Raw genomic sequence first — 23,916 nt, 5'->3', positions numbered from 1 at the left:
TTTGATGCCTGGCAGTTCCCTACTCTCGCATGGGGAGACCCCACACTACCATCGGCGCTACGGCGTTTCACTTCTGAGTTCGGCATGGGGTCAGGTGGGACCACCGCGCTACAGCCACGCACCACGCCTTCAGTAGCGGAGCAGGAAGGACATCTGATGGAAATGGAAGCCACGCAAGCACCTTAAAATCACCATCATACACTAAATCAGTAAGTTGGCAGCATTACCCGTCTGCTGAATCAGATTAAAGATGCGGGCCGTCGCTGTGGCGTGGTGTTGAACCCGGCTACCCCGGCTGATGCCATTAAAGAGTACGCGCATCTGCTGGATAAAGTGACCGTCATGTCGGTTGACCCAGGCTACGCCGGGCAGAAGTTTATTCCGGAATCACTCAACAAAATCAGACAATTGATTGCGATGCGTGAAGCGCATGGTTACCACTATCTGACCGAGATTGACGGCTCCTGCAACGAGAAAACCTTTAATGTGATCGCTCAGTCCGGTGTTGACGTCTTTATTGTCGGAACCTCGGGCCTGTTCTCCCTGGCAGATAATGTCAGCGATGCCTGGGATAAAATGGTCGATATTTACCAGCGCGAAGTCGCTGCCTGAAAATTGCAGTGCGCTCAGCCGTATTAAGCCATCGCGCAGGGTAAAGGTCTATTTAACCGGTCTGTCTCTTTATCCACGCTCTTGATTAGTACGGTTGAGGGCGCTGTAACCTTCTTAGCGCGTAGTTGCCAATGCAAGAAGCATTTTGTATCCCCTCTTATTTCAGTGCTTGTTTATTATCGAAGGTGAATTATGGATATTTCGGAAGTTCTTAACGTAAAAAATATCAAGTTAAACATGAGTGCGAAAAGTAAGGAAGAAGCCATTGAAGAGTTAACGGACTTATTGGTGCAGGATGGCGCGGTCATTAATAAAGATGAATTTATTCGGGATGTCTGGTTGCGCGAGGAACAGGGATCAACGGGATTCGAAAATCATATTGCAATCCCGCACGGTAAATCATCGGGTGTCGCCCATACGGCATTGGCCATTGGACGTACCCAACATGATATTCCCTGGGAAACGATGGATGGTAGCGATGTCCGCTGTATTATTTTATTTGCCGTTCGTCTGGCAGATCAGAATACAACTCACATCCGTTTATTATCACATGTATCAGGCTCATTAGCCGACGAGGATATTATCGCTAAGCTGCTGGTAGAAACTCATCCTCAAAGAATCATTGAACTATTAAACTCAGAAGCTGAAGACCAGACCGTTTAATTCCGGAAATTATTATCCCTGTTATTACCTGATAAGTTTGAACATCTCAAAGTAAATTATGGAGAGTACCCATGAATATCGTTGGAATTACAGCCTGTACTGTAGGCATTGCGCATACATACATTGCGCAAAAGAAAATTGAAACAGCAGCAAAAAAGGCGGGTCACAATGTCAAAATTGAAACGCAAGGCACTATTGGTATCGAGAACGCCTTAACCGCTGAGGAAATTGCACAGGCCGATATTGTCCTGCTTGCCGCCGATGTTAAGGTATCTGGAGAAGAACGTTTCGCCGGAAAGAGAGTAGTTAAAGTCCCAACAGAAATGGCGGTTAAATCTCCTAATAAGCTTATTGAAAAGCTCAGTGAATTAGTGAATTCATAACTTTTACCTGTGCGTATCCTATAAATTAAAGGGCGTAATTTATGAATATAAAAGAAATATGGAAAGCAGCCAACCCTAAAGGCCATCTGCTTACTGCTATCTCGTTCTTAATTCCCATTGTCTGTGGTGCTGGATTTATTATTGCCATCGGCATGGGCCTGGGGGGTACGGTTCAGGACGCTTTAGTGCCGGGCCAGTTTGATCTGTGGCAGGCCTTAGCAACAATGGGTGCAAAGGCCCTCGGACTTTTGCCCGTCGTTATCGCTATCGGGATTTCCGGCTCGATCGCTGGCAAACCCGGTATTGCCCCGGGTTTTATTGTGGGCCTGGCGGCTAATGCTATTGGTGCAGGTTTCATCGGCGGCATGATCGGCGGCTACATTTCCGGGTATATTGCGCTTGCCATCATTAAAAATGTGAAGGTTCCTGGCTGGGCTCGTGGCTTAATGCCTACACTGATTGTGCCGTTTTTTGCCTCTATTATCAGCGCCCTGATCATGGTCTATATCATCGGTACGCCTATCGGTATTTTTACCGATGCTCTCACCTCTTTCCTGAGAAGTATGGGTACCTCCTCTAATTTAGTCTTAGGTGCTGTGATTGGCGCATTGTGTATTGTTGATTTTGGCGGGCCGATCAATAAAACCTGCTTCGCATTCGTCTTAACGCTCCAGGCGCAGGGTATAAATGAGCCCATTACTGCACTTCAGTTAGTTAATACCGCAACCCCTATCGGCCTGGGACTGGCATTTTTTATCGCCAAACTTCTTCGCAAGAACATCTATAACAACGAAGAGATCGAGATGTTGAAATCTGCGGTGCCTATGGGGGTGGTGAACATCGTCGAAGGTTCTATACCGATCGTGATGAATGATATCATTCGCGGCATTACCGCTGCTGCAATCGGTGGCGCCTGTGGTGGTGCAGTTACCATGGTATATGGTGCTGACGCAACCGTACCTTTCGGCGGCGTGTTGATGATTCCAACCATGTCACACCCCATGGCGGGTATTATGGCGTTACTGGTAAATATATTCGTTACGGCAACTGTCTATGCCGTCATCAAAAAGGATGTTCCTCGCGACGTGGTTATAAACCACGATGATGAAGAGGAAGATATTAATCTGGATGACATCAAAATAAGCTAAGCCTGGACGAATAAAACGCAGGTTAGATTGGCAACATTCTATGTTTCGCTGGGCGGTATCCAGGCTACTGGTGCCGCCCGGACACTTCTCAGGCCTATGTAAGCGGTGCAGGCTAAAAATGTTCGCATCGCTTATGGAACGAGTATGTTCTGTTGATGATACCTGGAACTCACATCCCTGAAGGGTGAATTTTAGAGTTAACGCGTTGATTTAGATGGTGCCGATAATAGGAGCGATACAGACTAACAAACAATTGATTTTAAAATGTTTTTCATTTAAAATTTATCGACATGCCCCCATTAGTGCCCCCACAACCAAATCTTGATGGACACGCCTTTCCAAAGTAATTCAACCTTATCCGGGAAGTCATATTGCTCAATAACCCAACAAAAAATAATAAGGCTGAAAACCATTTGATTCACAGCCTGCGCCAGAATCTAACCTAAAATGAATTGCTTAATGGCCAAAAAATCTCCAACCTTTCCATCCCAATGAGATTTAGATTTTTTCATTGACTCAATGAGATCCTCGAATAAATACTCTCTCGTTTCTATTATTAGATCTCGGTCAGGAATTCCTTCTGGACAGATTTTATGGATATGCATCATTACATTAAATTTTTGTGTATTGCTAGAAGAGTCATCTTTACTACATGCATCAATAATAGAGGTTATAGTCATTTTTTTTAACCGACAAACCTCTACCATAAATTCAAATTCATCTATTGTCATATAATAGATTCTTTCCTTATCGATAGATAATTCACCATGTTTTTCTTCAATCATCTTAAAAAAGGAACTATCTAACATGTCTTCAATCGTTTTACCTGTTGATATATAGTGATCCATGTGAGTTATTATAATCAAAGAATCTTTTTCTGACTTTTTATTACCATTAATATTATTTACTGTTCTAGAACAATCTAATCCCTGCAGAACACCTTTTATGAAGCTATTACCTAATCTCTGCTTGATTACAACAGCAGTATTCGAATATTTGACTGTTTTATCAGGCTCAATTGCCTTGGAGTCTATATAAACATTCCCATCGTTTTCTTCGACGATGAAATCAACGACTTTAGTTTTTTCAGGAATATTATTCCCCCGATATAATTCTATTATTTCTCTTTCTGTTTTAACTTTTGGAAATACTTCATTAAGGAGGGTTTCGATGTAAGCCTCCATCGCCTTGCCAAACTTATTCTTATAATCTGATGCCAAATCTTTTTTTAATAAAGAAGGAACTAACGCAGAAAGTGACGCTCTTAATATATGTTTACTCAGCACAACCAAACCATCATCAGTTTGTATTAATGGTTTCGTCAACATTGGTGTATCTAGGAAGTATTCTATATCCTTTTGTTGTTCATCTCTAAACTGCCCTATGAATGCTCTCAGCTCTGACCATTTAACCGAAACTAAATTTAGATAGTTCTTTAATGTTTTAGGATGAAAGTATGGAATTAAATGTATTATGTAGACATTTGAGGAGATATATGCAGATTCTTTATCACCTTCAACGCAAGATAATAAAGCAAAATAAGCACTTATTTTATAGTATTCCTCAAGAGTTAGACCGTACAATTTTTCAAAGTTACGCTGAAAATAGCCACTTCCATAATTCGCATACCAATAATATTGCCGTGCAAGTGTGTTAAGCTCCAGTTTCATAGGAACTTGATATAATTTCTGGTTTACAATCATTCGTCTTATACTGAGCAATATTTTATTATTATCATACAAACCTCCCACTTCACTCTGTAAATTATAAATCCTGTTAACAATATTAATGAAATCCTTCATTTTCATTTCATTGCATTTATAACGCACTGGCTCAGATAATTTCCACTTCAAAGCAAGAAAACAGCACCACGGAAAATTAGAAATAACCCCAGTTCTTTGATCTCGAATGCTTTGAAAGTGTACATACATATTATTAAAAAAAGAATCATCAGTAAAAGTATTCAATTTCTTTTTAATGGCTGTGACTTTACCGCTATAATTCTTTGCTGTTTCAATCTGTAGTGGAAATGTTACTTTCATTGTTGCCACCAATTTTCTTATTATAAAATCCCGTTAAATGACTATCTTAAACCATTATTAACAAATGAAACAATATCCACCAAAAAATCCTATTAAGACAAAAACGGCACTACACCGCACCCGCCTGCCACTTTCGTACCAGTAAATTTTTTCAGTTTTGTTTTTCTACAAACCGGTAAGCCAGCCCGCGTCAGTGCTGGCTCTCTGGCATGAAAACCGGACTGAAAAAATTGAAACGGATTTCAGTTTTTTTCAGTTTCTGCAATTTCAGGACTGGCGCTAATATTTTCAAGTGATTGTTTCATAAGGGATTTTTAATTTTACGTCACTGTTCGGGAAGAAAAAACACTGAACACGAAAATAATAACTTTTTTAAATTTAGAGAGTTAACGAAGGGATACACTGAAAAAGTTTCATCAAAAAATAAGCAGCACCGGGCACACGTTCCACCTCCCGGTCTGCTGCCGTTAAGCCCGTTTTTTTGCCCGGAGCAGTAGTTCCAGCGCTTTTTCGCGATCCTGTTCCGGCAGGGCATCAATCAGCTCTTTAACCCTTCCCTGCCCCTTTAGAGCACTGGGGCTGATGGTATGCGAAAAGGAGACACTCATTACAAAGGTGTGGCCGCATTCAACGTTGGTACAGCTACAGTAAACGTCCGCCAGTTGCGGATGCTTGCGGTTGGTCTTGCGGATCTTTGCGTCGGCAAGACATTCGGGGCAGGTCATTTTCATTATGCGCACGCAGTTTCCTTAATTGATTGCCTGCCAGAAAAAGGGCTGACAGGATAAGTCTGTTTACCTGAGAGCGTGTAACAGCGGTAACACTGGTAACACCGTTGATTTATAAAGATAAATACCGTTACCTCTGCATTCTTCCTTGAGGTAACGTGTGGTAACACCCGGTTTTTGTTACCTCTGTTACCACTCCTGTTTTTTAACTGGTAACACCCGCAACCCCTGTGGCGTCTGGCTGTTACCTCTGTTACCTGTGTTACCTCATAAAAATAAGACTCACGCGATGCTATTCTTCCGGGTCGCCCAGTACATTCGTATTAAACTGATACACCCGTTTGAGGCCTATTTCTGGCAGGCGAAGGCTTGTCTGGGTTCGGCCATCCCTGCCCGGCTCCAGCCAGCCCGCGCTGACGCAGAGTTTTGCCACCTTACTGGCATTGAAGCCCTTACAGATTTCCTTCCAGCCTGACGGCAGGACATAAAATGTCGTGACCGTTTCCGTGGTCTGACTGCCCGTATCCACTTTGCGAAAGCCCATCATGGCCACCGGGCGGTTCCTGTCGTCGTGCCAGTCCGCAAAACGGCTGTACTGATTACGGGTGATAAAGTCGCGCACCTGTTCCAGCGCGGCGCGATCTTCCTGATTGGCGGAATGGCCACGATCCACCATCCACGACGCCAGACAACGCTCTGCCGCTGCGTAGGCTTCACCTTCTGCCCAGCCGGTGATACCGGCGCGGGTGGCCAGCTCCCCGGCCATCGCCACCAGGGCAAAGCGGGTCACTGCCCGTCCGACCTGATTCCCCGCATCCTGCGGCGTCAGCCTGCGCGTGAACTCTTTCAGCATCGCCTTAGCCTGGCTGGTCACCTCCGGCAGCGAAGCCGTGATGTGGCGCAGCCAGTCACGGAACGGCGCACCGTGGAACTGCGCAACACTCTGTTCCAGATGCTCAGACAGCGCCTTTCCGCCGCTGAAACCATGCAGTTCTTCAAACACCCCGTATTTGCCGGAATCGCTGGGGATCTGGATCATCCGCACTTCAACACCGGCGTAAGTGCGTTCCCCCGCGTTTGCCGCATGCTCCACCAGGGATAATTCGCCGGTTGAGAGAAACAGCAGGTTCCAGCGATTCGTTTCCCGCACGGAACCGTCTGTTCTGGCTCTGGCCTTGCCCTGGCCATTCGCCAGCATGTAAGCAATATTCCCCGCCTCGCGTCCGTCCACCTCGCGGATTTCATCCAGCATCAGTGTGGCGTCATTGCGGCGGCTTGCTGTTCCCTCCAGCGCGTTACCCGTTGCGCGCCATGTATGCCAGAAATCCGTTCCGCCGCAGACGGACGCCGCCACTTTCATGGTGGTGGTTTTGCCGTCCGTCGATTCCCCTTTCAGGTGATAGCCGCCGCCGCTCATGCCGACCAGTTGCAGCAGTGGTGCAGCAAAGGCCAGGCTGACGCTGAAAGCCAGTCTTGCATTCCCGGTGCAGTAGCGCCCGATATGCTCCCGCCACTCTTCCGATGTGCCATTCACCCGGAAATCCCGTCCCTGAACGCTGGAAGTCTGGAGAATGACCGACCGCGCATCGCGGCCAATTACTTCATCCTGTAAAACGTACACGCCGCCATGCCAGCCGGTTCGGTTCACGCAGGTCACTTTGTTTTCCGGTTTACACAGTGAGATGTATTCCATCAGATGCGCCCTTGCCGCACCGTTAACATTGATATAGGAAAGTCCGTTAACCAGCAGGACGCGGCGCAGTTCTTCCCCGCTGCCGCCCAGCATTTCCATCGGCATCGCCCATTTCCGAGGATTGCCGTTGGTGTCCTCCCACTCCAGCAGCCGCCCGTAATTGCTGCCATCAGCATCGCTGGTAATGGCCGTGACACGGATAGGGCTGGAAATCTTGATATTGCGGATCTCCGTGTCCCCGTCCGATTTATTAACCAGCTTGTCATACCACAGGTATTCTTTAGTGAGGCGGAACCCCTCCGGCAGCCGTGTCTGCCCCCGGCCATGCAGGGTCATTTCGTCCCGGAACGCCTCGCGGGCGCGTTCCAGACCATTTTCCTGACGGAAATCATCCCAGTCAGCTTTATGGCGGGTCGGCGGCAGGGTCACCCAGCCGTTAACCGCTTTTGCCGCCTTCTCTGCCCATAGACGCCCGGTGTTTTCTTTCCCGTCCAGCAGATCGTTATCAGCGGCCAGCACAATGCGGGTATCCGGCCATTTCTGCCGTATTTTTTCAGCCGTTTTAAGGAGATTCGTCGCCGCCACGGCGGCAATAACCCAGCCGGAAGCGATCAGGGAAACCGTGAGCGCGGTGGCGAAACCCTCTGTGATGATGACCTGCTCAGGTGCCGTCATGGGAATGTCAGCGAGCGCGATAAAACTGCCGCTCAGCTGGCTGCCCGGTAACAGACTTTTATCCCCTTCGGGGCTGATAAGCTGACCGCCGGTAATATCGCCGTCGCTGTCAGTCAGTGGCAGCAGCAGAGAACCGGCAGGAAAAACCGTTCCTGCCACCGTGACAGGCTGCTCAGGCAGGCTAAAAGCGTGGCCATGAAGACCGCGATCGCTCAGGTAGCGGCTTTCTCCCTGCCTGCTTTTCTTCATCAGCTGATGAAAGCGCGCCCGGCCATTTGCCTGCCGTGCAGCTTCATTCCTGGCTGGCTTAACGGGTTGCTGGCTCACTTCTGCCAGAGACAGCGTTTCGGCCACCATGCCCGATGCCTCTTTCACCCCTTTACCGGTCACCAGACGAACGAGATCCAGACCATCACCGTTACCGCACTGATTGCAGAACCACGTTCCGCGCCCCTCTTTATCATCCAGGCGAAAACGATCCGTGCCGCCACATTTCGGGCATGCGCCGTGGCGGTGGCCTGCCGGTATGTCGATCCCCAGCGCCGAAAGAATATGAGGCCAGCGGCCACGTGCGGCAGAGGCTACCGATGTTACAGAGACAGGTTTCACTGGCTCTCCTCCCGCTCACCGCAGCACATGAATTCATAGCCCGGCGGCAGTTCTCCGTCAGGCGCGCCAAAAATAATGTCCCGGTAAACCTCACGCATCTCCGTAACGCCCTCAACCGACAGCCGGAGCGTTTCGCCCATAAAACCCGGTGCGAGCATTTTTTCCAGCACCTCTGCGGCAAGACGACTGCCCTCTTCGATACCAAACTCATCTATCCACGGCATTTCAAGGTGATAAAGAATGTTCATGGCCACTTTGTCAGGCGTCAGCGCCAAGCGTTCGCCATCTTCGATATAAGCGGCCTCGCCATTGACGCGCCGCATCAGGGAAATGAAAGCCTCTGCGATATAGCGGCGCAGTAATGCGGTACGAAAGGCAGGGGACATAAAGGATTCTTTACTGATCATTGTGGTTCCCCTTCATGGTGCTGGTTTCTTTAACAACGCCGTCGAGCTGTTCGGCCAGACAGGCAAACATCGCCGCAGCCCCTTCAGCAGAAACGGTTCGTGAACCGGAAGAACCGCACCCGGATAACAAATCAGCAAGGAATTCACTGGCCAGCGTCACGCGCAACAGCCGGTTTTCGCCGGTATCAGACAGGGTGCAGCCAGGCTGCACAGCAGAAATCTCTTTCATACCCTTACCTCCCCGGAAGTTCTGGAGGGAATACGGCCAGCAAAGCAGAGAACAAATTCGGTAATCAGTTGCAGACGGGCGTCACGTTCGTTATGCGCAGTAATACGAACCGGCGCAGGCAGGGCTTTACCGTCGGTACGACGCACAGCAAGAAACAGAAAGGTGTATTCGGGGTGCAGCAACGCGGGGACTGTAGCCATAATGGCAATCTCCTTCAGATAGCGGTTAACGCTACCACCGGAGTTTCCACGCTCACTGGTGGTAGCCCAGACGGGGGTGGAAATACCGGCTCTGAAGGATACCGGCCTGACCGAAGTCAGCCCCGCCTGAGCCACCATTACGCGATAGCTACAACGGTATAGAAACCGCTGCGCATGTAACAGGTGTGCAAAGACAAAGACACAAAAAAAGACGCATGGCGCGTCTGGTGTCGCCTTCAGATTACACGGGTTTCCACGCCCGGTTGCCGATTTTGCGGCAACGGGGAAACTATAGCCCGCAGGATTAAGGCTATGCAAGAAATTTATAACCGAATTTATTGTATTGTTCATTTCTGAAAATCCTGGCATTCTGAATGTGCTCACAGGGTTTGCCACTCTGTAAGTTTCATTTTTCCACCTGAATGTGTTCTCAAAGCCCGCTAAATAATCAGCGGGCTTTTTTATTTGCGGGAACATTACTCAACGAGAGAAATAGCGCTCTCATCTACAGCGGCATAGAGTTCCGGATTGCCCAGCGCGTAGCCTTCGTTACGCAGATAGGAATGCACATATTCGCAATTATCGTCGTCAAATTCGGCACGGAAATAACGCGTATTCGCCTGCGTATAGATATGCAGATTACTCAGCGTGGTTACAGCGAGACGCTTACCGGGCATAAAAGGCGGAATGAAAGCAAAGCGACCGGCAATGGAACTGGTGGCCATCTGTGCGGCACTGATATCTGCCGGGCGTTCAGCGGCATTAAACAGGCGCAGGCGTTGTTGTGCAGCAAGCTCAGCGCCGACCATTACCACCAGTCGGGGATCTTCCCGGAACGGTTCGGCGATAACACTGGTGATGAGATGGTTAGCCAGTAAATCGATATTTTTCCAGTGCCCCGTTTCACCCAGAGTCAGCGGTTCAGAAATAATCTGCTTTCCTTTCAGATAATCCTTTGCCAGCGCATGCCAGCCAATATTGACGTCTTCGCCTTTCTTATTCCTTTCAGGGTCAGTCGTTTCTGAAATGGATGTACCATTAAAACCCGTTCTTAACATATCCAGTGAATAAGCCTGGCTGAAAAAGGTATCCATCACTTCATCAAAATTACCGGCGTGACCAAGGTTATAAATATCCGACATTTCGCCGTAACCGATAGTGGCGCAGGTATCCGTTTCTGACAGCCAGAATTCGGTTCCATTTATTGCCACCTTTTTACGAAAGCGCCCGCCCGCAACCCGGCCAGTATGCAACTCACTGGCACCGACATTGATGGCATTACCGGAGACAGCATTAACATCACGCAGCGTGATCTGCCCCATCATCCAGCCTGATTCCAGAATAGATGCACGGAGAATATTTTCTTTATTACCACGAAGAGAAAAACGACGCCCTTCATTAACATCAGCTCTGGAATTACCTGTGAATTTCTCATGATAGAGACGTGCCGCATCCGGCTTTTGATTTTTAAAAGCAAACATAAATACACCCTGAATAAATTAGACGGAAAAAAGCTTTTCTTTTCGTTCGGTCAGTTTATGGCATTGCAGACGGTAACCGGCATAATCCTCACCGGTAACCACCGCACGTAACAGGGTATTATCCGCCCTGTAATACTCTTTATAAGCTGCCACCCGCAGCAAGCCACCATTATTTAGGGCGTACCTGTCAGATGGTGGAGTGCAGTGTTTAATGATTTCACGCACCGCTTTTACCAGCTCATCAAGGGCATCCATAACAAACCGGGCGGCACTGGAAATTGCCGGATCCTGATTAGATGTCGTAATTTCTGCCGGAACGCGCAGGGAAGCGAGAAATGAATGTAACACCGGTTTATCCACGCCCTTTCCAATATGCCTGGCTTCTTCAACAAGTAAGCCAGGTAAAGACCGGAAATGGTTTACCCGCTTTCGTTGTTCTTCAACCCGGCATTGCGCGGCCTGATAAAGATATTCAGCATCAGCACGGCTGACAGGATGTGAACCCCGGTTTTTCATCTCGGCAACACTGCGGGCGGTATAAACCTGCTTTGTTGCCGTTTTGGCTTCAGCGGCTGCACGTTCTCTGTAGCCAAGCTCCTCTTCCTCATGGCGGCAAAGCTGAATGCAGCGCTTTAGCAACATATTGATTTCAGTGGCTTCAGCACCAGTATCAGGAATGACCAGCCCGGTTAACGAAAACAGGTTTTGCCCTTCAGCGCGTAATTTATTTAGCGTAAAAATTTCGATAATACGGGCAATACACGCAGCGTCACTGTTCGAATCATTAAATGGAATAACTTTATAGTCTTGAATTTTGGCAACGTAATTACTTTTAGTAAATTGCAGGGCGAGTGAACCCGCACCCTCTAATTGAAGGTTATTCATTATTCACCTCTAATTTATTTGTTATTAAAGAAAGTACACAACTTAGTTATTGATAGTTGAATGACTATCACGCCATGCGTAGTAGTCACCCGCTCGCCAACGAGACATTCTTCCCAGCTTTATTGGCTTCGGGAATTTACCTAATGATATCAATTTGTAAATCCACTTATCTGTAAACAAACAGTCTGAAGTAATAAACTTCATATCGATTAATTTATCGTAAGATGGGCGAGATTTTGAACTATCCATACTATCTCCATGAGTTCATCAAAGTTTATCAATGGAGAGGATTTGAACATAAGAAGAGGAATATTTACGTTGAGTAGAAATACTTATTCCTACTCAACGTAAAGAAGATTCTAGTTACCGATTAATTTTCCTGCAATAGCCTTGCCCAAGATACGTTCTATGCGATCTAGGGATAGGGGCTCACCTCCATTTCCATATAGTATATCTGTTGCATATTTTTCAATACAATTTGCCCAAGCTCGTATTGACACCTCACATTCCTGAGGGTATTTTTCCTTGCAAAAAATAGCCGCAATAAGAACTACTTCTCTTCTTTTAGCATGTCGTTCTGAGACAATATTAGATATTTTTAGAGACTTACCCCCTTTTACCTCCAAGGGATTGCGCTGTGAACTAGAATAGAAATTATCAGATATAACTCTTTCCATTTCTTCCCATGTTATCCATAAGTCAGCCTCAGTAATTTTAACTCCGGCGCTATCCGGAAGAATGCATCCAAAAAAACCCTCAAGGTTGGCGTTCCCGTCAGGGAATACCATCAATCCTTTATCATAATAACCATTTAATTCTATTTTTTTTAAATCAACGCAATTAAGCGCCCATAAACCAGAAGCATCACCATTAGCTACGCTAAATTCCCCACGATCATCATTAAAGAATGGGTAATTGTATTCATCAGGTGTCACTCCATTGTAAATAAGAGAATGCTTTGAAATCTCTTTGAATCCATCTTCATTCTTTTGTAAGTCTTCAAATTTTCGATTCAAAGAATGAACATCCATTGAGCTATAGAAATGAGAATAAGCCATATCTAACATAATACAGAGGTTGATTTTATTATTTGCCCCCCAATGAATTAGATCTTCGACTTCGCATCCTAATTTTTTTGCAGCCCGATCAATCCTATAATAATCTAAATGAGGTAGATTATTCATGTTGCAATCCTTCCATTAAATCCGAATACCATTGCATCATTTCTCTACGACCTTCGAGATATTGTGCATGGTTGTAAATTCCGCGAATTGAATTTTTATCAAGGTGGGCAAGTTGCGTTTCAATCCATGCACTGTTAAATCCTTTTTCGTGCAAAATTGTGCTCATGGTATGCCTAAAACCATGACCGGTAACCCGCCCTCCATACCCTATGCGCTTAAAAACCTGATTGATACTGGCTTCACTCATGAACTTACTGGGATCGTTACGACCGGGGAACATCAGCGGATAATTCCCTGTCAATTCTTTCAACCTTTCAAGGTGCACTAAGGCTTGTTTTGACAGCGGAACAATATGAGCACGACGCATTTTCATGCGTTCTTTAGGGATTTCCCATACAGCATTATCGAAGTCCACTTCACGCCATTCAGCTGCGCGTAGTTCTCCAGTTCTCAACCCTGTCAGAATAAGCAAATGTGCCCCCAATAAAACTATGGGGCTTCCAGTGTAGGCATTCAGTGCCGTGAAAAATTCAGGCAGCTCGCTGGCTTTAAGGAAAGGATAATGAACGGCCTCATGCCCTTGCATTGCACTAGCGAGATCAGGCGCAGGATTATAGATAGCCCGCCCCGTTACGATGGCGTAGCGGAAAACCTCTCCACAACGCTGGCGAACTTTCTTCGCTTTTTCCATCGCCCCTCTTGCTTCTATCAGCCTCAGGACTTCCAGTAGCTCCAAAGGCTGAATGCCAGCTATAGGACGGTGGCCAATATGCGGGAAAATATCTTTATTAAATGCCTCAAGAATGTCGGAAGCGTAACCCTCTGACCATTTAGGCGACTTCATCTTATGCCACTCTAACGCAACCTCTTTGAACGGGTTGAAGATCTCAGTGGAAGCGGTTAAAGCCAGCTTCTTTGCTTTCTTTACTTCACCGGGGTCGTCACCCGCTGCGAGTAGTTTCTTTGCCTCTTCGCGTTTTTGTCTGGCATCAGCAAGAGAGACGGTTGGATAGACACCAAAGGACAGGCGTTTTTCTTTACCACCAAAACGGTACTTCATACGCCAGTAGCGCGAGCCATTGGGTTCAACTTGAAGATACAGACCACCACCATCAGATAGCTTGTAGCTCTTCTCTTTTCCTTTCGCGGCTTCAACCTTTCGGGCATTCAGCATCATTGGGGGCACATTTCCTAGACCGAACAGAAGATGCCCCTGATTGTGCCCCCAAAGGCATGTTGATTTCAATAGATAGAGGTTGACGTCAAATGACTGAAATCAAGACAGAGACTATGTTTTTAAAGGATTTTGTTGATGTTAGTTGACTTGAGAAAACTAGGGGATGGTGCCGATAATAGGAGTCGAACCTACGACCTTCGCAGACTCTAATGAATTATCTACAAAGCCTAGCTAACTGATTGATTAAACTTAGTTAATTAGACTTTTCACCAGCAACAAAAGGTATATATCAACCCTGAAACTGCCCCGACAAAATATCAGGGGTTTACATGACTTACAAGCGTGACAGATATCTGATTCTCGACCATTGCGGGGTTTACATGGTGCGAATCGTTATACCGTCCTACATGAAGCCTTACTTCAACGGTAAGCGCTACTACATGAAATCAACAGCCACCAAAGATATCAGGCAAGCAAGGCTTTTCAGGGATGCTGTAGCGGTAGAGTTCATCAAGCTAAGGGAACAGCTTAAGCCAAAACAAAACGGCTCAAAGGTTGAGCAGATAATCAATGAACTACGTGGTATCAGCAACTTTGCAAAGGAATCACCAGTGAATTACGGGGCTAATATCGAGCGCTGTCCTACACTAATACAAATACGTGACATTTATTTGCTGCAATATAGCGATAAACGCAAACTAACAACGCTATCAAAGATAACTAAAGCCGTTGAGTTAATTCTTTCTCACATTAAACAGCGTGATTCACAGCTTCAGGATATTAACCGAACGGTAGTAACCGGATGGCTTGACCAACTGAAAAAAGAGAAAGCAACTCAAACGCTACAAAACTATATAAGCGCACTGGCTCAACTATTCGATTTTGCAAAGAATCGCTATCACGATGCGCCTAAAGATAATCCTTTCAGAGGGCATAGGTTAGAGGCCAAAAGTTCACATGATAGCTATGAGCCTTTCCTTATTTCTGAGTTAAGCAAGGTCTTTGGGTTACTCAATGAAGAAATGAAACAGGTTACCTTAATCGGCCTTTATTCAGGGATGAGATTGAATGAAATTTGTAGCCTCACCATTGATGATATTGTTACAGAGGAAAGCGTAAGGTGTTTACGCATCTCAAAAGGCAAAACAAAGAATGCAGCCCGATTAGTTCCCGTTCATCCTTCAATTAACGGACTTATTGACACGCTGATTCAAAACCATACGGATAAGTTTCTTTTCAGACATGCAGCGTTAACAGACAGGGCTGATGGTAAGCGCTCTACATGGCATACACAGCAATTCACCAGAGCAAAGAGAAAGGCTTTAGGCGAGAAGGAAACGGAGAGGAAAGTCTTTCACTCATTGCGTGGGATGTTCATCACCGAGCTTGACCGCCTTAAAGTGCCTGAAGACCGGATAGCGCTTCTTGTAGGCCATGAAAGGGGGAGTACAGAGTCTTTCAAGACTTACAGTCAAGGGGCTTCACTCAAAGAGCTTGCTCAGTACGTGGAAAAGGTCAATTTTGACGGTATAGCTTGACGGCTTTACGTTTTCATTTCTCAAAAGTGCATTGTCAATCAACACCCCCTTGATAAGACTAGGTTTATTGTGATTTTAGTCGGCTAATTAACAGGGGGTATCAGTTCACAGATTTCAACCTTTTTACCCCTCAAAGCCAGTTACAGCAACGGATTAGGGGTTTTTACTGTTAATATTAATATGCAGTGATTAATCAATGAATTAATACACTAATAATGAAAGACTCAATCATCTATTCATTTCATTGGGCCTGGTATCCTTATTGGAGTGTTTTTATTGTCTGACGATGGCGGATTAAGATAAGCAACCCCATGAATGCAACCCAAAAAACCTAACAGATAAAACATTATCCTCAGTAATTCGTCAGTTAAGTCTTTGTCTGAGACTGGTATTGCTTCAACAATAGAAATCTTCACATCCTTATTAAATAGTTGGCAGGAAGATGTGACAAACGCGTTTAGACGCGTGACAGCCTTAGGTGAGTCAATTTGATGTGCCAAAGCATTGCGTAATTGATTCAAGTTATCCAAAACTGGCCATATTTTTTCAGGGTACTGAAACCCAGTAAGATGGGAGCCAAAAAGTGCCTGAACAAGTTTCAATTTATGCTGAAAGCTTAATTGGATATTTTCAATTGGTTTGCTATCACGACAATGCAATCTTAAAATGTCCATTAACAATTCTTCAGCAAAGAGATGTCCCTTTAAGATGATTGATGTAATATCCATTCTATGGTGCAAGTGTTTTTCGTATCTCGATGTGTTTTTTTCATAAAGCAGTTTTAGGTCTTCTTGCGTTCGCATCTTTCTGTCCGTCAGTTATCTTACCAAGAATGTAAGCTTATCAGGCTGGAGAGGCACTGGTCACATACCTTTGCAATTTTCTTATGCTGCTACTTTTCTCATCTATCACAGCCGTCGAATGGTTCACTTTAGGTATACCTTAAGAGATACCGATTTACTGAACCAGTTCACCTCAAAAATAATTTATTGAACCACTCAAATCAGACTGATATAATTGAACCACTTCAAACAGACTGATACGGTTCACTATCATGACTTCACGTGTCTACGCTTACCTCAGAGCTTCCACCACTCAGCAAGACGCAACACGCGCCAAAGGTCAGTTGGATGAATTCGCTACAGCCAACGGTATGACTATTTCAAGCTACTTCACAGAGAATGAATCAGGCGCATCTCTACAGCGCCCTGAGTTGTTCAGACTGCTTGAGATTGCACAGAAGGGAGATGTTCTCTTAGTTGAGCAGGTAGACCGTCTGTCACGTTTGAGCGGTGAAGACTGGAACAAGTTACGGTCACTGATTAATGAGAAAGGCGTTAGAGTGGTTGCCTTAGACCTGCCAACAAGCCACCAGCTTATTCAGTCAGGAGATGAGTTCACCAGCAGGATGCTTGAGGCGTTAAACGGGATGATGCTGGACATGCTCGCCGCTATTGCCAGAAAGGATTACACAGACCGTAAGAGAAGACAGGCTCAGGGCATTGTAAAGGCAAAATCAGACGGAAAATACAAAGGACGTCCAGAGGACACACAGCGCAATGAGAGAATAGCCAAGCTATTACAGGCTGGTATGTCCTACAGTGACGTAATGGAAACAGTGAGCTGCTCAAGGGCAACGGTGGCAAAGGTTAGTAAGAGCCTCAAAGAGGCGGTTTTAACGAACTGATGATGATTTACGCCCTGCATCTTAGCGGGGCTTTTTTATGTCTGGCGTTTATCAGGATCCCTGTAACGCATTCTAAGCAGCCTTTATTATTAACCTATGGGTCAAGGTTACCATCATTAAATAATCGCTTAGAACGCTGTACAGGCTCAGATATGTTCATTTTTTGCCATTGGTATGGAATCTTTGAAAAGGGCGCTACTAAGCAGAGAGATTCAGACTATCCAAAATCTTCAAAGTTGCTCTAGATATGCTGAAAGTTGCTGGTGAAACTGAAATAAAAATAGGTCTGGAAATTTTTTAGAAAAATAACATTTGTGAAAATTCATCCACCAGCTTCAAGGCCTCTTTCACGGATCCCGATATGGTTTACTGTCAATGCTACAAGGTGGAAACCAGAATCACCGATGAGCTGAAAGCAGGTGAGGTTAGAAAGGCTTTCTTTAAAGAACTCTTAAAAGATACTCAGAGACAAGAAGATGAAAAACAAAGAACAAAAAGAATCTGTTAAGAGGTTTTAGGGTAGCTTAAAAAACAATCAACTACAATCGGTTGATGTAAATAAATCATGGTGATTCAGGGCGTTAGCCCTCTTAAAATTCCTTTTCAATCAATCTGTACAACCCCCTTCTAACGCGGTTCAACGGTTCCCCCTTTGGGGGGGAGAACCTACCGCAAACACCCTATACCAGCCCTGCATACGCAATCTCGGAAAAGAAACCCTTCCCAAGCGCCTGAAAAGTATCCTTCCAGTTATATATACCGGACTTCAATGTCATTGATTTATGAGAGGTTTTTGGTTGATTGAAATCTAAAAGCGCCTGTCACAAATTGTTAATAATGTTGACAAAATGTTAAATTTAGGTTAGTATGGTTTATTAGATAACGAATTGAGGTATCCACTATGTAATGTACAAAGCTAAAGTATTTAATGGAGTCAAGACTCCGGCTGGAAAGCCAATCACAGGTAAAGGCTTCTTCTCAGATGACCACGATTTAATAGATACCCCCGAATACCGCGAATCTCTTAAAAACACCCTCATCGAATTAGGTTACACCAGCTTCAATAACCCATTACCCGCAAGCAATAAACCTTACCGCAGAAGAGGAACACCCCGTAAGGCTATGGAGAATACACTTCAGCAATATTTTATTGATAAAGACTCAGTAAGTAACCTTCCTTCAAAAGTTGAGGATGTATTCACGGGTTGCGTTAATAGCTGTCCAGATAAACTATCCCCATCTTTCTGTTTCAATCTATTGAAGCAATTAAGCGTTATCACAGCAGCCGCTGTAGAGGATGAAACAGGTTTTAGTAAAAGCTGGTGTAACGATATTACTCAGGCATTGCAATTAACAATCAAAATGATTGAGCATTGTCATGATAAAGGCGAAATTCAGGTAATTTTTAACAGTGACTATGTAAACGATGAATTGGATTCTGACAGGGAATTAGAAGACGTCCTTGATTTACACATTCAAAAGGCAGCATAACAATGAACTATACATTAACACATATCGGTGAACCAGCTTACCAGCAATTAAAAGCTCTGGCTGAACACTTTGAAGTAAGCATTCCACAAGTCATCACTCTGATTATCAAAGGAGTCATTTGAATGAACAAGACAAAAGCAGTGCGGATTAAAAAGACAGATAATCAACTGGTGAAACTGAAAGCGGTTAATGCTGGAGCAACCATCAGAAAGACTCTGGAAAGTATGATTCTAATGTCCTATGTGAAACACATTAATGTTATCTGAAAGAGGGTGTTCCGGTATGCTGAGAAGGTATCAAACTCATGACATTACTCGAAACACCACGATAAATATTTTATTTGTTATAATGCTATCCTTCCTTCTTACAGATACATCTACAGTGCTGAGAGAAGCTTATCTTCTATTACTTCAGCACTTCTGACAATGTAGCGCGACCTCTCAAGCAACTCATCATAAAACAAGATATCTATATTTTTTAAATTTCTCCTATAAAGCTCGAGGGTTTTTCTTTTAATTAGTTTTTCTCGCTCATTACCCTCAATTGAAGATAATGAACCTATAATTAAAATGCATTCTGTATCAAATGTATCTTCATGTATAAGTTCACCATCCATAGTGTAATTTCTAGACTGAGATTCAATCTCCCAATTTGCCTTTTGCGCCAAAATCTGACTAACAGCGTCGGTTAATTCACTGGATAAGAACCATGTATCAGAGCGCCCTTGTCGCTTAGTGAAAAGTTTTGTTGTTGGTGTTTTTAATTCCACAATCTTGGTGAATCTTGAGTCAGATATAAGAAAATCAGCAATTACATCATTTCCGCCGTTTAAATCAGTTCTTGATATGTGAGCTTCCCTTTGAAGAATTTTTAGGAATTTATACTTTAAGCCATAACCAAAAATCCATTCATTGGTTTCAAAAAAACGTTGCCAGTCTGCCTCCTTATAACTATCAGGCTCAGTGAGCATTTTCTCGTAGGTCTCGAGAGATTCCTTTCTCCCTAATATTGTATTGATGTCATTATTGGTTAACTTACTGCTTACAAGGTGCTGCAAGGCCATAACTAATGAATTATTATCAGCGTGTTCAAGAATGCTGATTATCTCATTATAATTATCTCTGACCTCAATGAATCTTCCAGTCTTTGAAGAAGTGCTATCACATACCATGCTATAGCTGGATAGATGGCTATAAAGATTTTGAAGATTTTGTATTGTCAGCTTACATGTGAATTTGGGTGTGCCAGTCTTAGCACAGTGTGCAAAGAAATTGGCACATAAGGAATCCACTTCTTTAGCGTTAGCATCAAGACCAGAAATGTTTAGCATAAGCTCACTTGATTCATCTGAGCCTATGAGGAAAGAGTGATTCAGGCTCATTCTTAAACCTTAGCAATTACATTCTTATAGCCGTCGTACTCCGGGTTATATTTATCATTGATTGGGAATTGGGGTTCACCTTCGAGAATTGTGATATTTGATAGAGACTCTATATCAAACATTCTGAACTCAGGGAAATCAGGCTCGCTGTCTGTTACGCCAGATGTCTGGACAATGTGCAATTTAGTGGATTCGGTGCCATCTTTTTTTCTCATTATGAAGATTGCATGAACGTTTCCAATTCTCTCGCCCGGTGTTTTTCCTGGCTTGTTGTAATGAAATGAGATTGGTTTGCGTCTTTGAACTGAATCTCTCAAAACCTGTAAACTCATAATAACAATCCTTATATGGGTGCTACATTGTTTCGGTTTGTCTGTCATTTGAACGTACTTTTTGTACGTGATTGTGATAGCAGTTTTTGACAGGATGTGTCAATTTATTTCTAACAGCATCACACGTAACATAACGCATACTTGTTGTTAACTGAATGCCTTTATGTGAACAATTACTTATGAATCATATAATTATGTTTTGTGCAATGAGGGGATTTCAATTTTTAGAGCGTAGTTCAGACGAGTTTCAGACGAAACAAAAAAGTAATAAGGGTCGTGATTTACGTATCTGTTTGGGTTTTACAGAATGCTATTCCCAGGAGATAATTGTTTTATCTGGTTTGCTAAATCTCAAAATCAACTGGCACAGGTCGTTCAAGAGGTATTTGAGAAAGCAATGTAAAGGGCTGCTCTAATGAGTGGCCTTTTTTTTTATTTGCCTTAGAAAGGGATTCAGTTATGAATGAAGACATACTACAAAGTTACAAGAAAAACCTGTCACACTATCAATGTTGAATTAAGAAAGATTGGTGATTTACTAAATCTAACCCCCAACAAGCAGTATCATATTAAAAAAATGATAACAAAATCTAGCCGCTTATTACTCATCAAAGCAATCTGCGAAAGAATTAATAAATAACCGTTGACAATAAGTGATTTCATGTGACAATGGTTATATGAGTTAGAGATATTCACTATTCATCAATCACCGATTATTTCTGGCTCCTCAGTCTCCTTCTGTTTATCTTCTTAGGCATCCATCCCGAATGAGTGACGGGAATTCCTCTTGAGAAGATGAACAACCTAATTTGAAAACATTGAACCGTGTCCCGTAACATTAAGTTGGCTGGATGCGGTTTTGTGCTTTCTGAAATCTAAGCAAACCAGACTAAGAGTAATTAATAATGACCACTTTAAATCAAGCTGTATCAATTAACCAACCAGTAGCTTCAATCAGTCACCTGTTACCATTCGAACAAAAGCAGCATGTTGAAAAGCTGTATTTTCCGAAAGTACAACAGGCTTCTGAAAAGATGTCTAAAGCTGAGGTTGAATATCAGGACGCTGTAGAATCTCGTTCAGTGTTGATTAATCAGAAAGCTGCTGAATATCTTGCTAACCCGTCCGAAAGACACGGATTCATTGTGAAGCAGGTTTATCCAACTAACCAGCAACAAGTGATTCAAAGCATGGCTGATGCTGGCTATATGGTACACCGGGTGGGAATGGGCTTAATCTATTTCATCTCATCTAAAAAGAATGCTCTGAAAGACGCAACTGATAAGGCAACCGCTGAAGCTGAATCAACCATTGATAAGATGATTGAACGTCTGAAGGTAAAAGCCTCTGAAGCTGTCCACCAGCGAAACAAGATTGTTATTGAAGCCTGTAAAGCTCTGGATGCTGTAAAAGACTTTACCGATTACCTGAACGTGATTGTAACCGATTCTGAAGAGGTGACCGAATAATGAGTATTCTAATGAAAGGGCTGTCCAAGCGTGGCAGCTATAATCACCTTACTGACTCAATGGAATTCAAATACTTCAATGGTCAAAATGAAATCAGTGAATCAACTTATAAGCTACTTGTTTCAGGTAATAAACCTAAATCATCAGTTAAGCCAGCTAAAGCGGTCACCACGTATAAAGTGAAGCCTAAGCCAACAATTGAACAGCAAAGAGATGCAGCTTTGAAGGCTGCTATTAAGCAAATGACAGGGGGTTGATAAATGGAAAATACAATTAACGAACCAATTACCTATTACGACTCTAACGGCTGTCTGATTATCGGGGCTAACCTTATCGGGAAGATTCATCCTCAGCTAATGGAAAAGCTAATCAGACGTTCGGGGGATGGCTCAAAACGTAGCCTGCAAGCCCGAATCACATCTTACCTCGAAGAGGTTTTAGCCAATGTGTAACACTTTCCATAACCCTGATAAGCCGTGTATGCATTGTGGCTCAACTGTTCGCTATATCTCATCGGGTAGTTGTCTGAACTGTTCAAAGACACGTAGACAGCCACCAATGCCTAAGCCAAAGATTGCACGTGTAACCGCTACAGCAGCCGTCGCCCCTTTCCATTCAGAAGGTGGGGATAACTCAAACAACGTAATTGTTAAGCTGTCTGGTAAGGCTCTTGCTCGTCTTGATGAGGTTGGTTACTCGTTGGTTCAGGAGTACCGCCTTGCGGGTTACACACAAGAACGAGTCCGAATGATAGCTTTATCTCATATCATTGAAGCAGCTTAATCTCTTCCTCATCTCCCCGTATTTATTTTTATCAATCGATTGGTCACTTTCTCATGATAAGGCTCGCCGAAGGTGATTATTCATTGTGTTAGTTCTTGTTTTGAAAAATGTTTTGAACGATTATGATAAGAATAAAGATAGGTTAAGAGGCGTCAAGATGAATGAAGGTCTTACAGACTCAGTTAAACAAGCGCTGGAGCAAAGGCTCAAAAATCCTTTGTGGGGATTTATTCTTCTGGCGTGGATGTGGTTCAATTGGCCTAACTTAGCGATGTTGTTCATGAGTGATGCGCCTGTAAAGTTCAGAATCGATTATATCCTTTCGCAGGAGTATTTCTATCTGCATTACATGATTGCCCCCATCCTTTCTGGCAGTATTTTGGCTATAATCTCGCCATATGCACAGTGGCTCCTTTCTCAGGCGCATAAGTGGGCTGATGATAGATATAGTGCCAACACATTCAAAATCAAAGAGAGAGATTTTCAAGAAGCAATAGACCTGTCAACTTTAAAAGTAAAAGCTGATAGAGCTGAAGATTTAGCAAAAGCAAAAAGTGATGCTGACATACAAGAGCAAATTGAGCGAGGGAGGCGCGAAGAATTAAAAACTGAAGAACTAGAATCAATTAAAAATGCACTGTCCGACGAATTAGAAAATTTGAAGGCTTCAGTTTCTTTACAACAAGCTGAAATTGATAGCCTTTCGAAAGACAAAGCAAGGATCCAGGATTTAATTGTTGAGTCATTATTTATTATGGAAAATATTTTCAGTATTTCAGATTCTAGTTCAATCCAGAAGATTAAAAAGGAGGTAGAGAAACTTTACTCTGCTAGTGAAATAGAAATATCTTCTATATTGAATGCTATCAATGCGAAAAGAGAACTTACACTTCAACAAAAAATGATATTTTTTGATAAGCTGGACGAAAAAGTAAAAAAAGATAGGTTAAAGGCAGGGTTAGCAAGTTCTTTAGACAATGAATGATTAAAAGTTCAATGTAACAATAGAAAGGGGTCTTCAGAAAGAGGTGATGAACTCACAGCCTTTAATTTGGTCTTATCGCTACCTGAGCAGCTACTGAAAAGGCTGGATAAGGTCGGCTATGAACTGGTTAAGCG

General features: G+C 43.8%; 25 protein-coding genes, 1 rRNA gene and 1 pseudogene. 12 read left to right on the top strand and 15 right to left on the bottom strand.

Annotated features, from left to right (window positions below; genetic code table 11):
* Positions 1–6 precede the first annotated feature (6 nt).
* A 5S ribosomal RNA gene (rrf, locus tag FHC51_RS09835) occupies positions 7–119 on the bottom strand.
* Between the two features lie 103 nt (positions 120–222).
* Between rrf and FHC51_RS09830 the strand changes: the two are divergent.
* From FHC51_RS09830 to FHC51_RS09815, 4 genes and pseudogenes are all read left to right on the top strand, one after another.
* Positions 223–612 (top strand): annotated as a pseudogene (locus tag FHC51_RS09830) (allulose-6-phosphate 3-epimerase); the annotation flags it as partial.
* A 192-nt stretch (positions 613–804) separates the two neighbouring features.
* A complete protein-coding gene (locus FHC51_RS09825) occupies positions 805–1,275 on the top strand; it encodes a PTS sugar transporter subunit IIA (RefSeq protein ID WP_103823960.1) in 471 nt (156 codons plus the stop codon).
* 71 nt (positions 1,276–1,346) lie between these two features.
* Positions 1,347–1,658, top strand: coding sequence for a PTS fructose transporter subunit IIB (locus FHC51_RS09820; protein ID WP_103178392.1), 312 nt, complete (start codon positions 1,347–1,349; stop codon positions 1,656–1,658).
* Positions 1,659–1,699: 41 nt separating this feature from the next.
* Positions 1,700–2,806, top strand: coding sequence for a PTS fructose transporter subunit IIC (locus tag FHC51_RS09815; protein WP_103823958.1), 1,107 nt, complete (start codon positions 1,700–1,702; stop codon positions 2,804–2,806).
* A 437-nt stretch (positions 2,807–3,243) separates the two neighbouring features.
* Here the strand turns inward: FHC51_RS09815 and FHC51_RS09805 are convergent, their stop codons facing one another.
* The 11 genes from FHC51_RS09805 to FHC51_RS09755 form a co-directional block, all read right to left on the bottom strand.
* Complete coding sequence (locus FHC51_RS09805) at positions 3,244–4,857, bottom strand: hypothetical protein (protein WP_255584805.1); 1,614 nt, start codon at positions 4,855–4,857, stop codon at positions 3,244–3,246.
* A 458-nt stretch (positions 4,858–5,315) separates the two neighbouring features.
* Complete coding sequence (locus FHC51_RS09800) at positions 5,316–5,579, bottom strand: ogr/Delta-like zinc finger family protein (protein ID WP_255584803.1); 264 nt, start codon at positions 5,577–5,579, stop codon at positions 5,316–5,318.
* Between the two features lie 289 nt (positions 5,580–5,868).
* Positions 5,869–8,553, bottom strand: a complete 2,685-nt coding sequence (locus FHC51_RS09795) for a DUF927 domain-containing protein (RefSeq protein WP_220435407.1) — start codon at positions 8,551–8,553, stop codon at positions 5,869–5,871.
* Positions 8,550–8,960, bottom strand: a complete 411-nt coding sequence (locus FHC51_RS09790; protein WP_142488351.1) for a hypothetical protein — start codon at positions 8,958–8,960, stop codon at positions 8,550–8,552. The genes FHC51_RS09795 and FHC51_RS09790 overlap by 4 nt, the downstream gene beginning before the upstream one ends.
* Positions 8,950–9,189, bottom strand: a complete 240-nt coding sequence (locus FHC51_RS09785; RefSeq protein WP_142488350.1) for a hypothetical protein — start codon at positions 9,187–9,189, stop codon at positions 8,950–8,952. The genes FHC51_RS09790 and FHC51_RS09785 overlap by 11 nt, the downstream gene beginning before the upstream one ends.
* Positions 9,186–9,758, bottom strand: coding sequence for a host cell division inhibitor Icd-like protein (locus FHC51_RS09780; protein WP_375373819.1), 573 nt, complete (start codon positions 9,756–9,758; stop codon positions 9,186–9,188). The genes FHC51_RS09785 and FHC51_RS09780 overlap by 4 nt, the downstream gene beginning before the upstream one ends.
* Positions 9,759–9,865: 107 nt before the next feature.
* The gene (locus FHC51_RS09775) at positions 9,866–10,870 is read right to left on the bottom strand and encodes a P2 family phage major capsid protein (RefSeq protein ID WP_220435406.1); all 1,005 of its coding nucleotides are present in this window, start codon (positions 10,868–10,870) and stop codon (positions 9,866–9,868) included.
* Positions 10,871–10,888: 18 nt separating this feature from the next.
* Positions 10,889–11,755 carry a hypothetical protein gene (locus tag FHC51_RS09770; protein WP_220435405.1) on the bottom strand — a complete coding sequence of 289 codons (867 nt, stop codon included), beginning with the start codon at positions 11,753–11,755 and terminating at the stop codon, positions 10,889–10,891.
* 42 nt (positions 11,756–11,797) lie between these two features.
* A complete protein-coding gene (locus tag FHC51_RS09765; RefSeq protein WP_220435404.1) occupies positions 11,798–12,004 on the bottom strand; it encodes an AlpA family transcriptional regulator in 207 nt (68 codons plus the stop codon).
* Between the two features lie 110 nt (positions 12,005–12,114).
* On the bottom strand, positions 12,115–12,939 hold the full coding sequence (locus tag FHC51_RS09760; RefSeq protein WP_220435403.1) for a hypothetical protein: 825 nt from the start codon (positions 12,937–12,939) through the stop codon (positions 12,115–12,117).
* Complete coding sequence (locus FHC51_RS09755; protein WP_220435402.1) at positions 12,932–14,116, bottom strand: integrase arm-type DNA-binding domain-containing protein; 1,185 nt, start codon at positions 14,114–14,116, stop codon at positions 12,932–12,934. The genes FHC51_RS09760 and FHC51_RS09755 overlap by 8 nt, the downstream gene beginning before the upstream one ends.
* Positions 14,117–14,445: 329 nt before the next feature.
* Between FHC51_RS09755 and FHC51_RS09750 the strand changes: the two genes are divergently transcribed.
* Positions 14,446–15,654: a tyrosine-type recombinase/integrase gene (locus FHC51_RS09750; RefSeq protein ID WP_115656503.1), complete on the top strand. Its 1,209-nt coding sequence runs from the start codon at positions 14,446–14,448 to the stop codon at positions 15,652–15,654.
* Between the two features lie 236 nt (positions 15,655–15,890).
* On the opposite strand, the gene FHC51_RS09745 is transcribed toward FHC51_RS09750, so the two are convergent.
* Positions 15,891–16,457 (bottom strand): hypothetical protein, encoded by a 567-nt coding sequence (locus tag FHC51_RS09745; RefSeq protein WP_115656502.1) that lies wholly within the window; start codon positions 16,455–16,457, stop codon positions 15,891–15,893.
* A gap of 251 nt (positions 16,458–16,708) precedes the next feature.
* On the opposite strand from FHC51_RS09745, the gene FHC51_RS09740 reads away from it, so the two are divergent.
* The 3 genes from FHC51_RS09740 to FHC51_RS09730 all read left to right on the top strand — a co-directional run bounded on the left by FHC51_RS09740 (position 16,709) and on the right by FHC51_RS09730 (position 19,098).
* On the top strand, positions 16,709–17,341 hold the full coding sequence (locus tag FHC51_RS09740) for a recombinase family protein (protein ID WP_016831680.1): 633 nt from the start codon (positions 16,709–16,711) through the stop codon (positions 17,339–17,341).
* Between the two features lie 906 nt (positions 17,342–18,247).
* The gene (locus FHC51_RS09735) at positions 18,248–18,832 is read left to right on the top strand and encodes a hypothetical protein (RefSeq protein ID WP_220435401.1); all 585 of its coding nucleotides are present in this window, start codon (positions 18,248–18,250) and stop codon (positions 18,830–18,832) included.
* A 122-nt stretch (positions 18,833–18,954) separates the two neighbouring features.
* Positions 18,955–19,098, top strand: coding sequence for a hypothetical protein (locus FHC51_RS09730; protein ID WP_016831683.1), 144 nt, complete (start codon positions 18,955–18,957; stop codon positions 19,096–19,098).
* Positions 19,099–19,208: 110 nt separating this feature from the next.
* On the opposite strand, the gene FHC51_RS09725 is transcribed toward FHC51_RS09730, so the two are convergent.
* Together FHC51_RS09725 and FHC51_RS09720 are read right to left on the bottom strand one after the other, a co-directional pair.
* Complete coding sequence (locus FHC51_RS09725) at positions 19,209–20,213, bottom strand: Shedu immune nuclease family protein (RefSeq protein ID WP_016831684.1); 1,005 nt, start codon at positions 20,211–20,213, stop codon at positions 19,209–19,211.
* Between the two features lie 2 nt (positions 20,214–20,215).
* The gene (locus FHC51_RS09720; protein ID WP_004848053.1) at positions 20,216–20,545 is read right to left on the bottom strand and encodes a hypothetical protein; all 330 of its coding nucleotides are present in this window, start codon (positions 20,543–20,545) and stop codon (positions 20,216–20,218) included.
* A gap of 905 nt (positions 20,546–21,450) precedes the next feature.
* On the opposite strand from FHC51_RS09720, the gene FHC51_RS09715 reads away from it, so the two are divergent.
* The 4 genes from FHC51_RS09715 (at position 21,451) to FHC51_RS09700 (ending at position 23,782) form a co-directional block, all read left to right on the top strand.
* Positions 21,451–22,014, top strand: coding sequence for a hypothetical protein (locus FHC51_RS09715; RefSeq protein ID WP_025983217.1), 564 nt, complete (start codon positions 21,451–21,453; stop codon positions 22,012–22,014).
* Positions 22,014–22,271, top strand: coding sequence for a hypothetical protein (locus FHC51_RS09710; RefSeq protein WP_016831686.1), 258 nt, complete (start codon positions 22,014–22,016; stop codon positions 22,269–22,271). The genes FHC51_RS09715 and FHC51_RS09710 overlap by 1 nt, the downstream gene beginning before the upstream one ends.
* A 3-nt stretch (positions 22,272–22,274) precedes the next feature.
* Positions 22,275–22,466, top strand: a complete 192-nt coding sequence (locus FHC51_RS09705) for a hypothetical protein (RefSeq protein ID WP_016831687.1) — start codon at positions 22,275–22,277, stop codon at positions 22,464–22,466.
* A 416-nt stretch (positions 22,467–22,882) separates the two neighbouring features.
* Complete coding sequence (locus tag FHC51_RS09700) at positions 22,883–23,782, top strand: hypothetical protein (RefSeq protein ID WP_227636241.1); 900 nt, start codon at positions 22,883–22,885, stop codon at positions 23,780–23,782.
* Positions 23,783–23,916: the final 134 nt, after the last annotated feature.

Origin of the sequence: Leclercia sp. EC_58, assembly GCF_019584355.1 — a bacterium.
Classification (GTDB): Bacteria; Pseudomonadota; Gammaproteobacteria; order Enterobacterales; family Enterobacteriaceae; genus Enterobacter.
This window is presented reverse-complemented; position numbering and strand designations above follow the sequence as displayed.

Coding starts and splice junctions, on each gene's coding strand:
- FHC51_RS09825 (WP_103823960.1), top strand. CDS start 805: ATGGATATTTCGGAAGTTCTTAACGTAAAAAATATCAAGTTAAACATG.
- FHC51_RS09820 (WP_103178392.1), top strand. CDS start 1,347: ATGAATATCGTTGGAATTACAGCCTGTACTGTAGGCATTGCGCATACA.
- FHC51_RS09815 (WP_103823958.1), top strand. CDS start 1,700: ATGAATATAAAAGAAATATGGAAAGCAGCCAACCCTAAAGGCCATCTG.
- FHC51_RS09800 (WP_255584803.1), bottom strand. CDS start 5,579: ATGAAAATGACCTGCCCCGAATGTCTTGCCGACGCAAAGATCCGCAAG.
- FHC51_RS09790 (WP_142488351.1), bottom strand. CDS start 8,960: ATGATCAGTAAAGAATCCTTTATGTCCCCTGCCTTTCGTACCGCATTA.
- FHC51_RS09785 (WP_142488350.1), bottom strand. CDS start 9,189: ATGAAAGAGATTTCTGCTGTGCAGCCTGGCTGCACCCTGTCTGATACC.
- FHC51_RS09780 (WP_375373819.1), bottom strand. CDS start 9,758: ATGCCAGGATTTTCAGAAATGAACAATACAATAAATTCGGTTATAAAT.
- FHC51_RS09775 (WP_220435406.1), bottom strand. CDS start 10,870: ATGTTTGCTTTTAAAAATCAAAAGCCGGATGCGGCACGTCTCTATCAT.
- FHC51_RS09770 (WP_220435405.1), bottom strand. CDS start 11,755: ATGAATAACCTTCAATTAGAGGGTGCGGGTTCACTCGCCCTGCAATTT.
- FHC51_RS09765 (WP_220435404.1), bottom strand. CDS start 12,004: ATGGATAGTTCAAAATCTCGCCCATCTTACGATAAATTAATCGATATG.
- FHC51_RS09760 (WP_220435403.1), bottom strand. CDS start 12,939: ATGAATAATCTACCTCATTTAGATTATTATAGGATTGATCGGGCTGCA.
- FHC51_RS09755 (WP_220435402.1), bottom strand. CDS start 14,116: ATGATGCTGAATGCCCGAAAGGTTGAAGCCGCGAAAGGAAAAGAGAAG.
- FHC51_RS09750 (WP_115656503.1), top strand. CDS start 14,446: ATGACTTACAAGCGTGACAGATATCTGATTCTCGACCATTGCGGGGTT.
- FHC51_RS09745 (WP_115656502.1), bottom strand. CDS start 16,457: ATGCGAACGCAAGAAGACCTAAAACTGCTTTATGAAAAAAACACATCG.
- FHC51_RS09740 (WP_016831680.1), top strand. CDS start 16,709: ATGACTTCACGTGTCTACGCTTACCTCAGAGCTTCCACCACTCAGCAA.
- FHC51_RS09735 (WP_220435401.1), top strand. CDS start 18,248: ATGTACAAAGCTAAAGTATTTAATGGAGTCAAGACTCCGGCTGGAAAG.
- FHC51_RS09730 (WP_016831683.1), top strand. CDS start 18,955: ATGAACAAGACAAAAGCAGTGCGGATTAAAAAGACAGATAATCAACTG.
- FHC51_RS09725 (WP_016831684.1), bottom strand. CDS start 20,213: ATGAGCCTGAATCACTCTTTCCTCATAGGCTCAGATGAATCAAGTGAG.
- FHC51_RS09720 (WP_004848053.1), bottom strand. CDS start 20,545: ATGAGTTTACAGGTTTTGAGAGATTCAGTTCAAAGACGCAAACCAATC.
- FHC51_RS09715 (WP_025983217.1), top strand. CDS start 21,451: ATGACCACTTTAAATCAAGCTGTATCAATTAACCAACCAGTAGCTTCA.
- FHC51_RS09710 (WP_016831686.1), top strand. CDS start 22,014: ATGAGTATTCTAATGAAAGGGCTGTCCAAGCGTGGCAGCTATAATCAC.
- FHC51_RS09705 (WP_016831687.1), top strand. CDS start 22,275: ATGGAAAATACAATTAACGAACCAATTACCTATTACGACTCTAACGGC.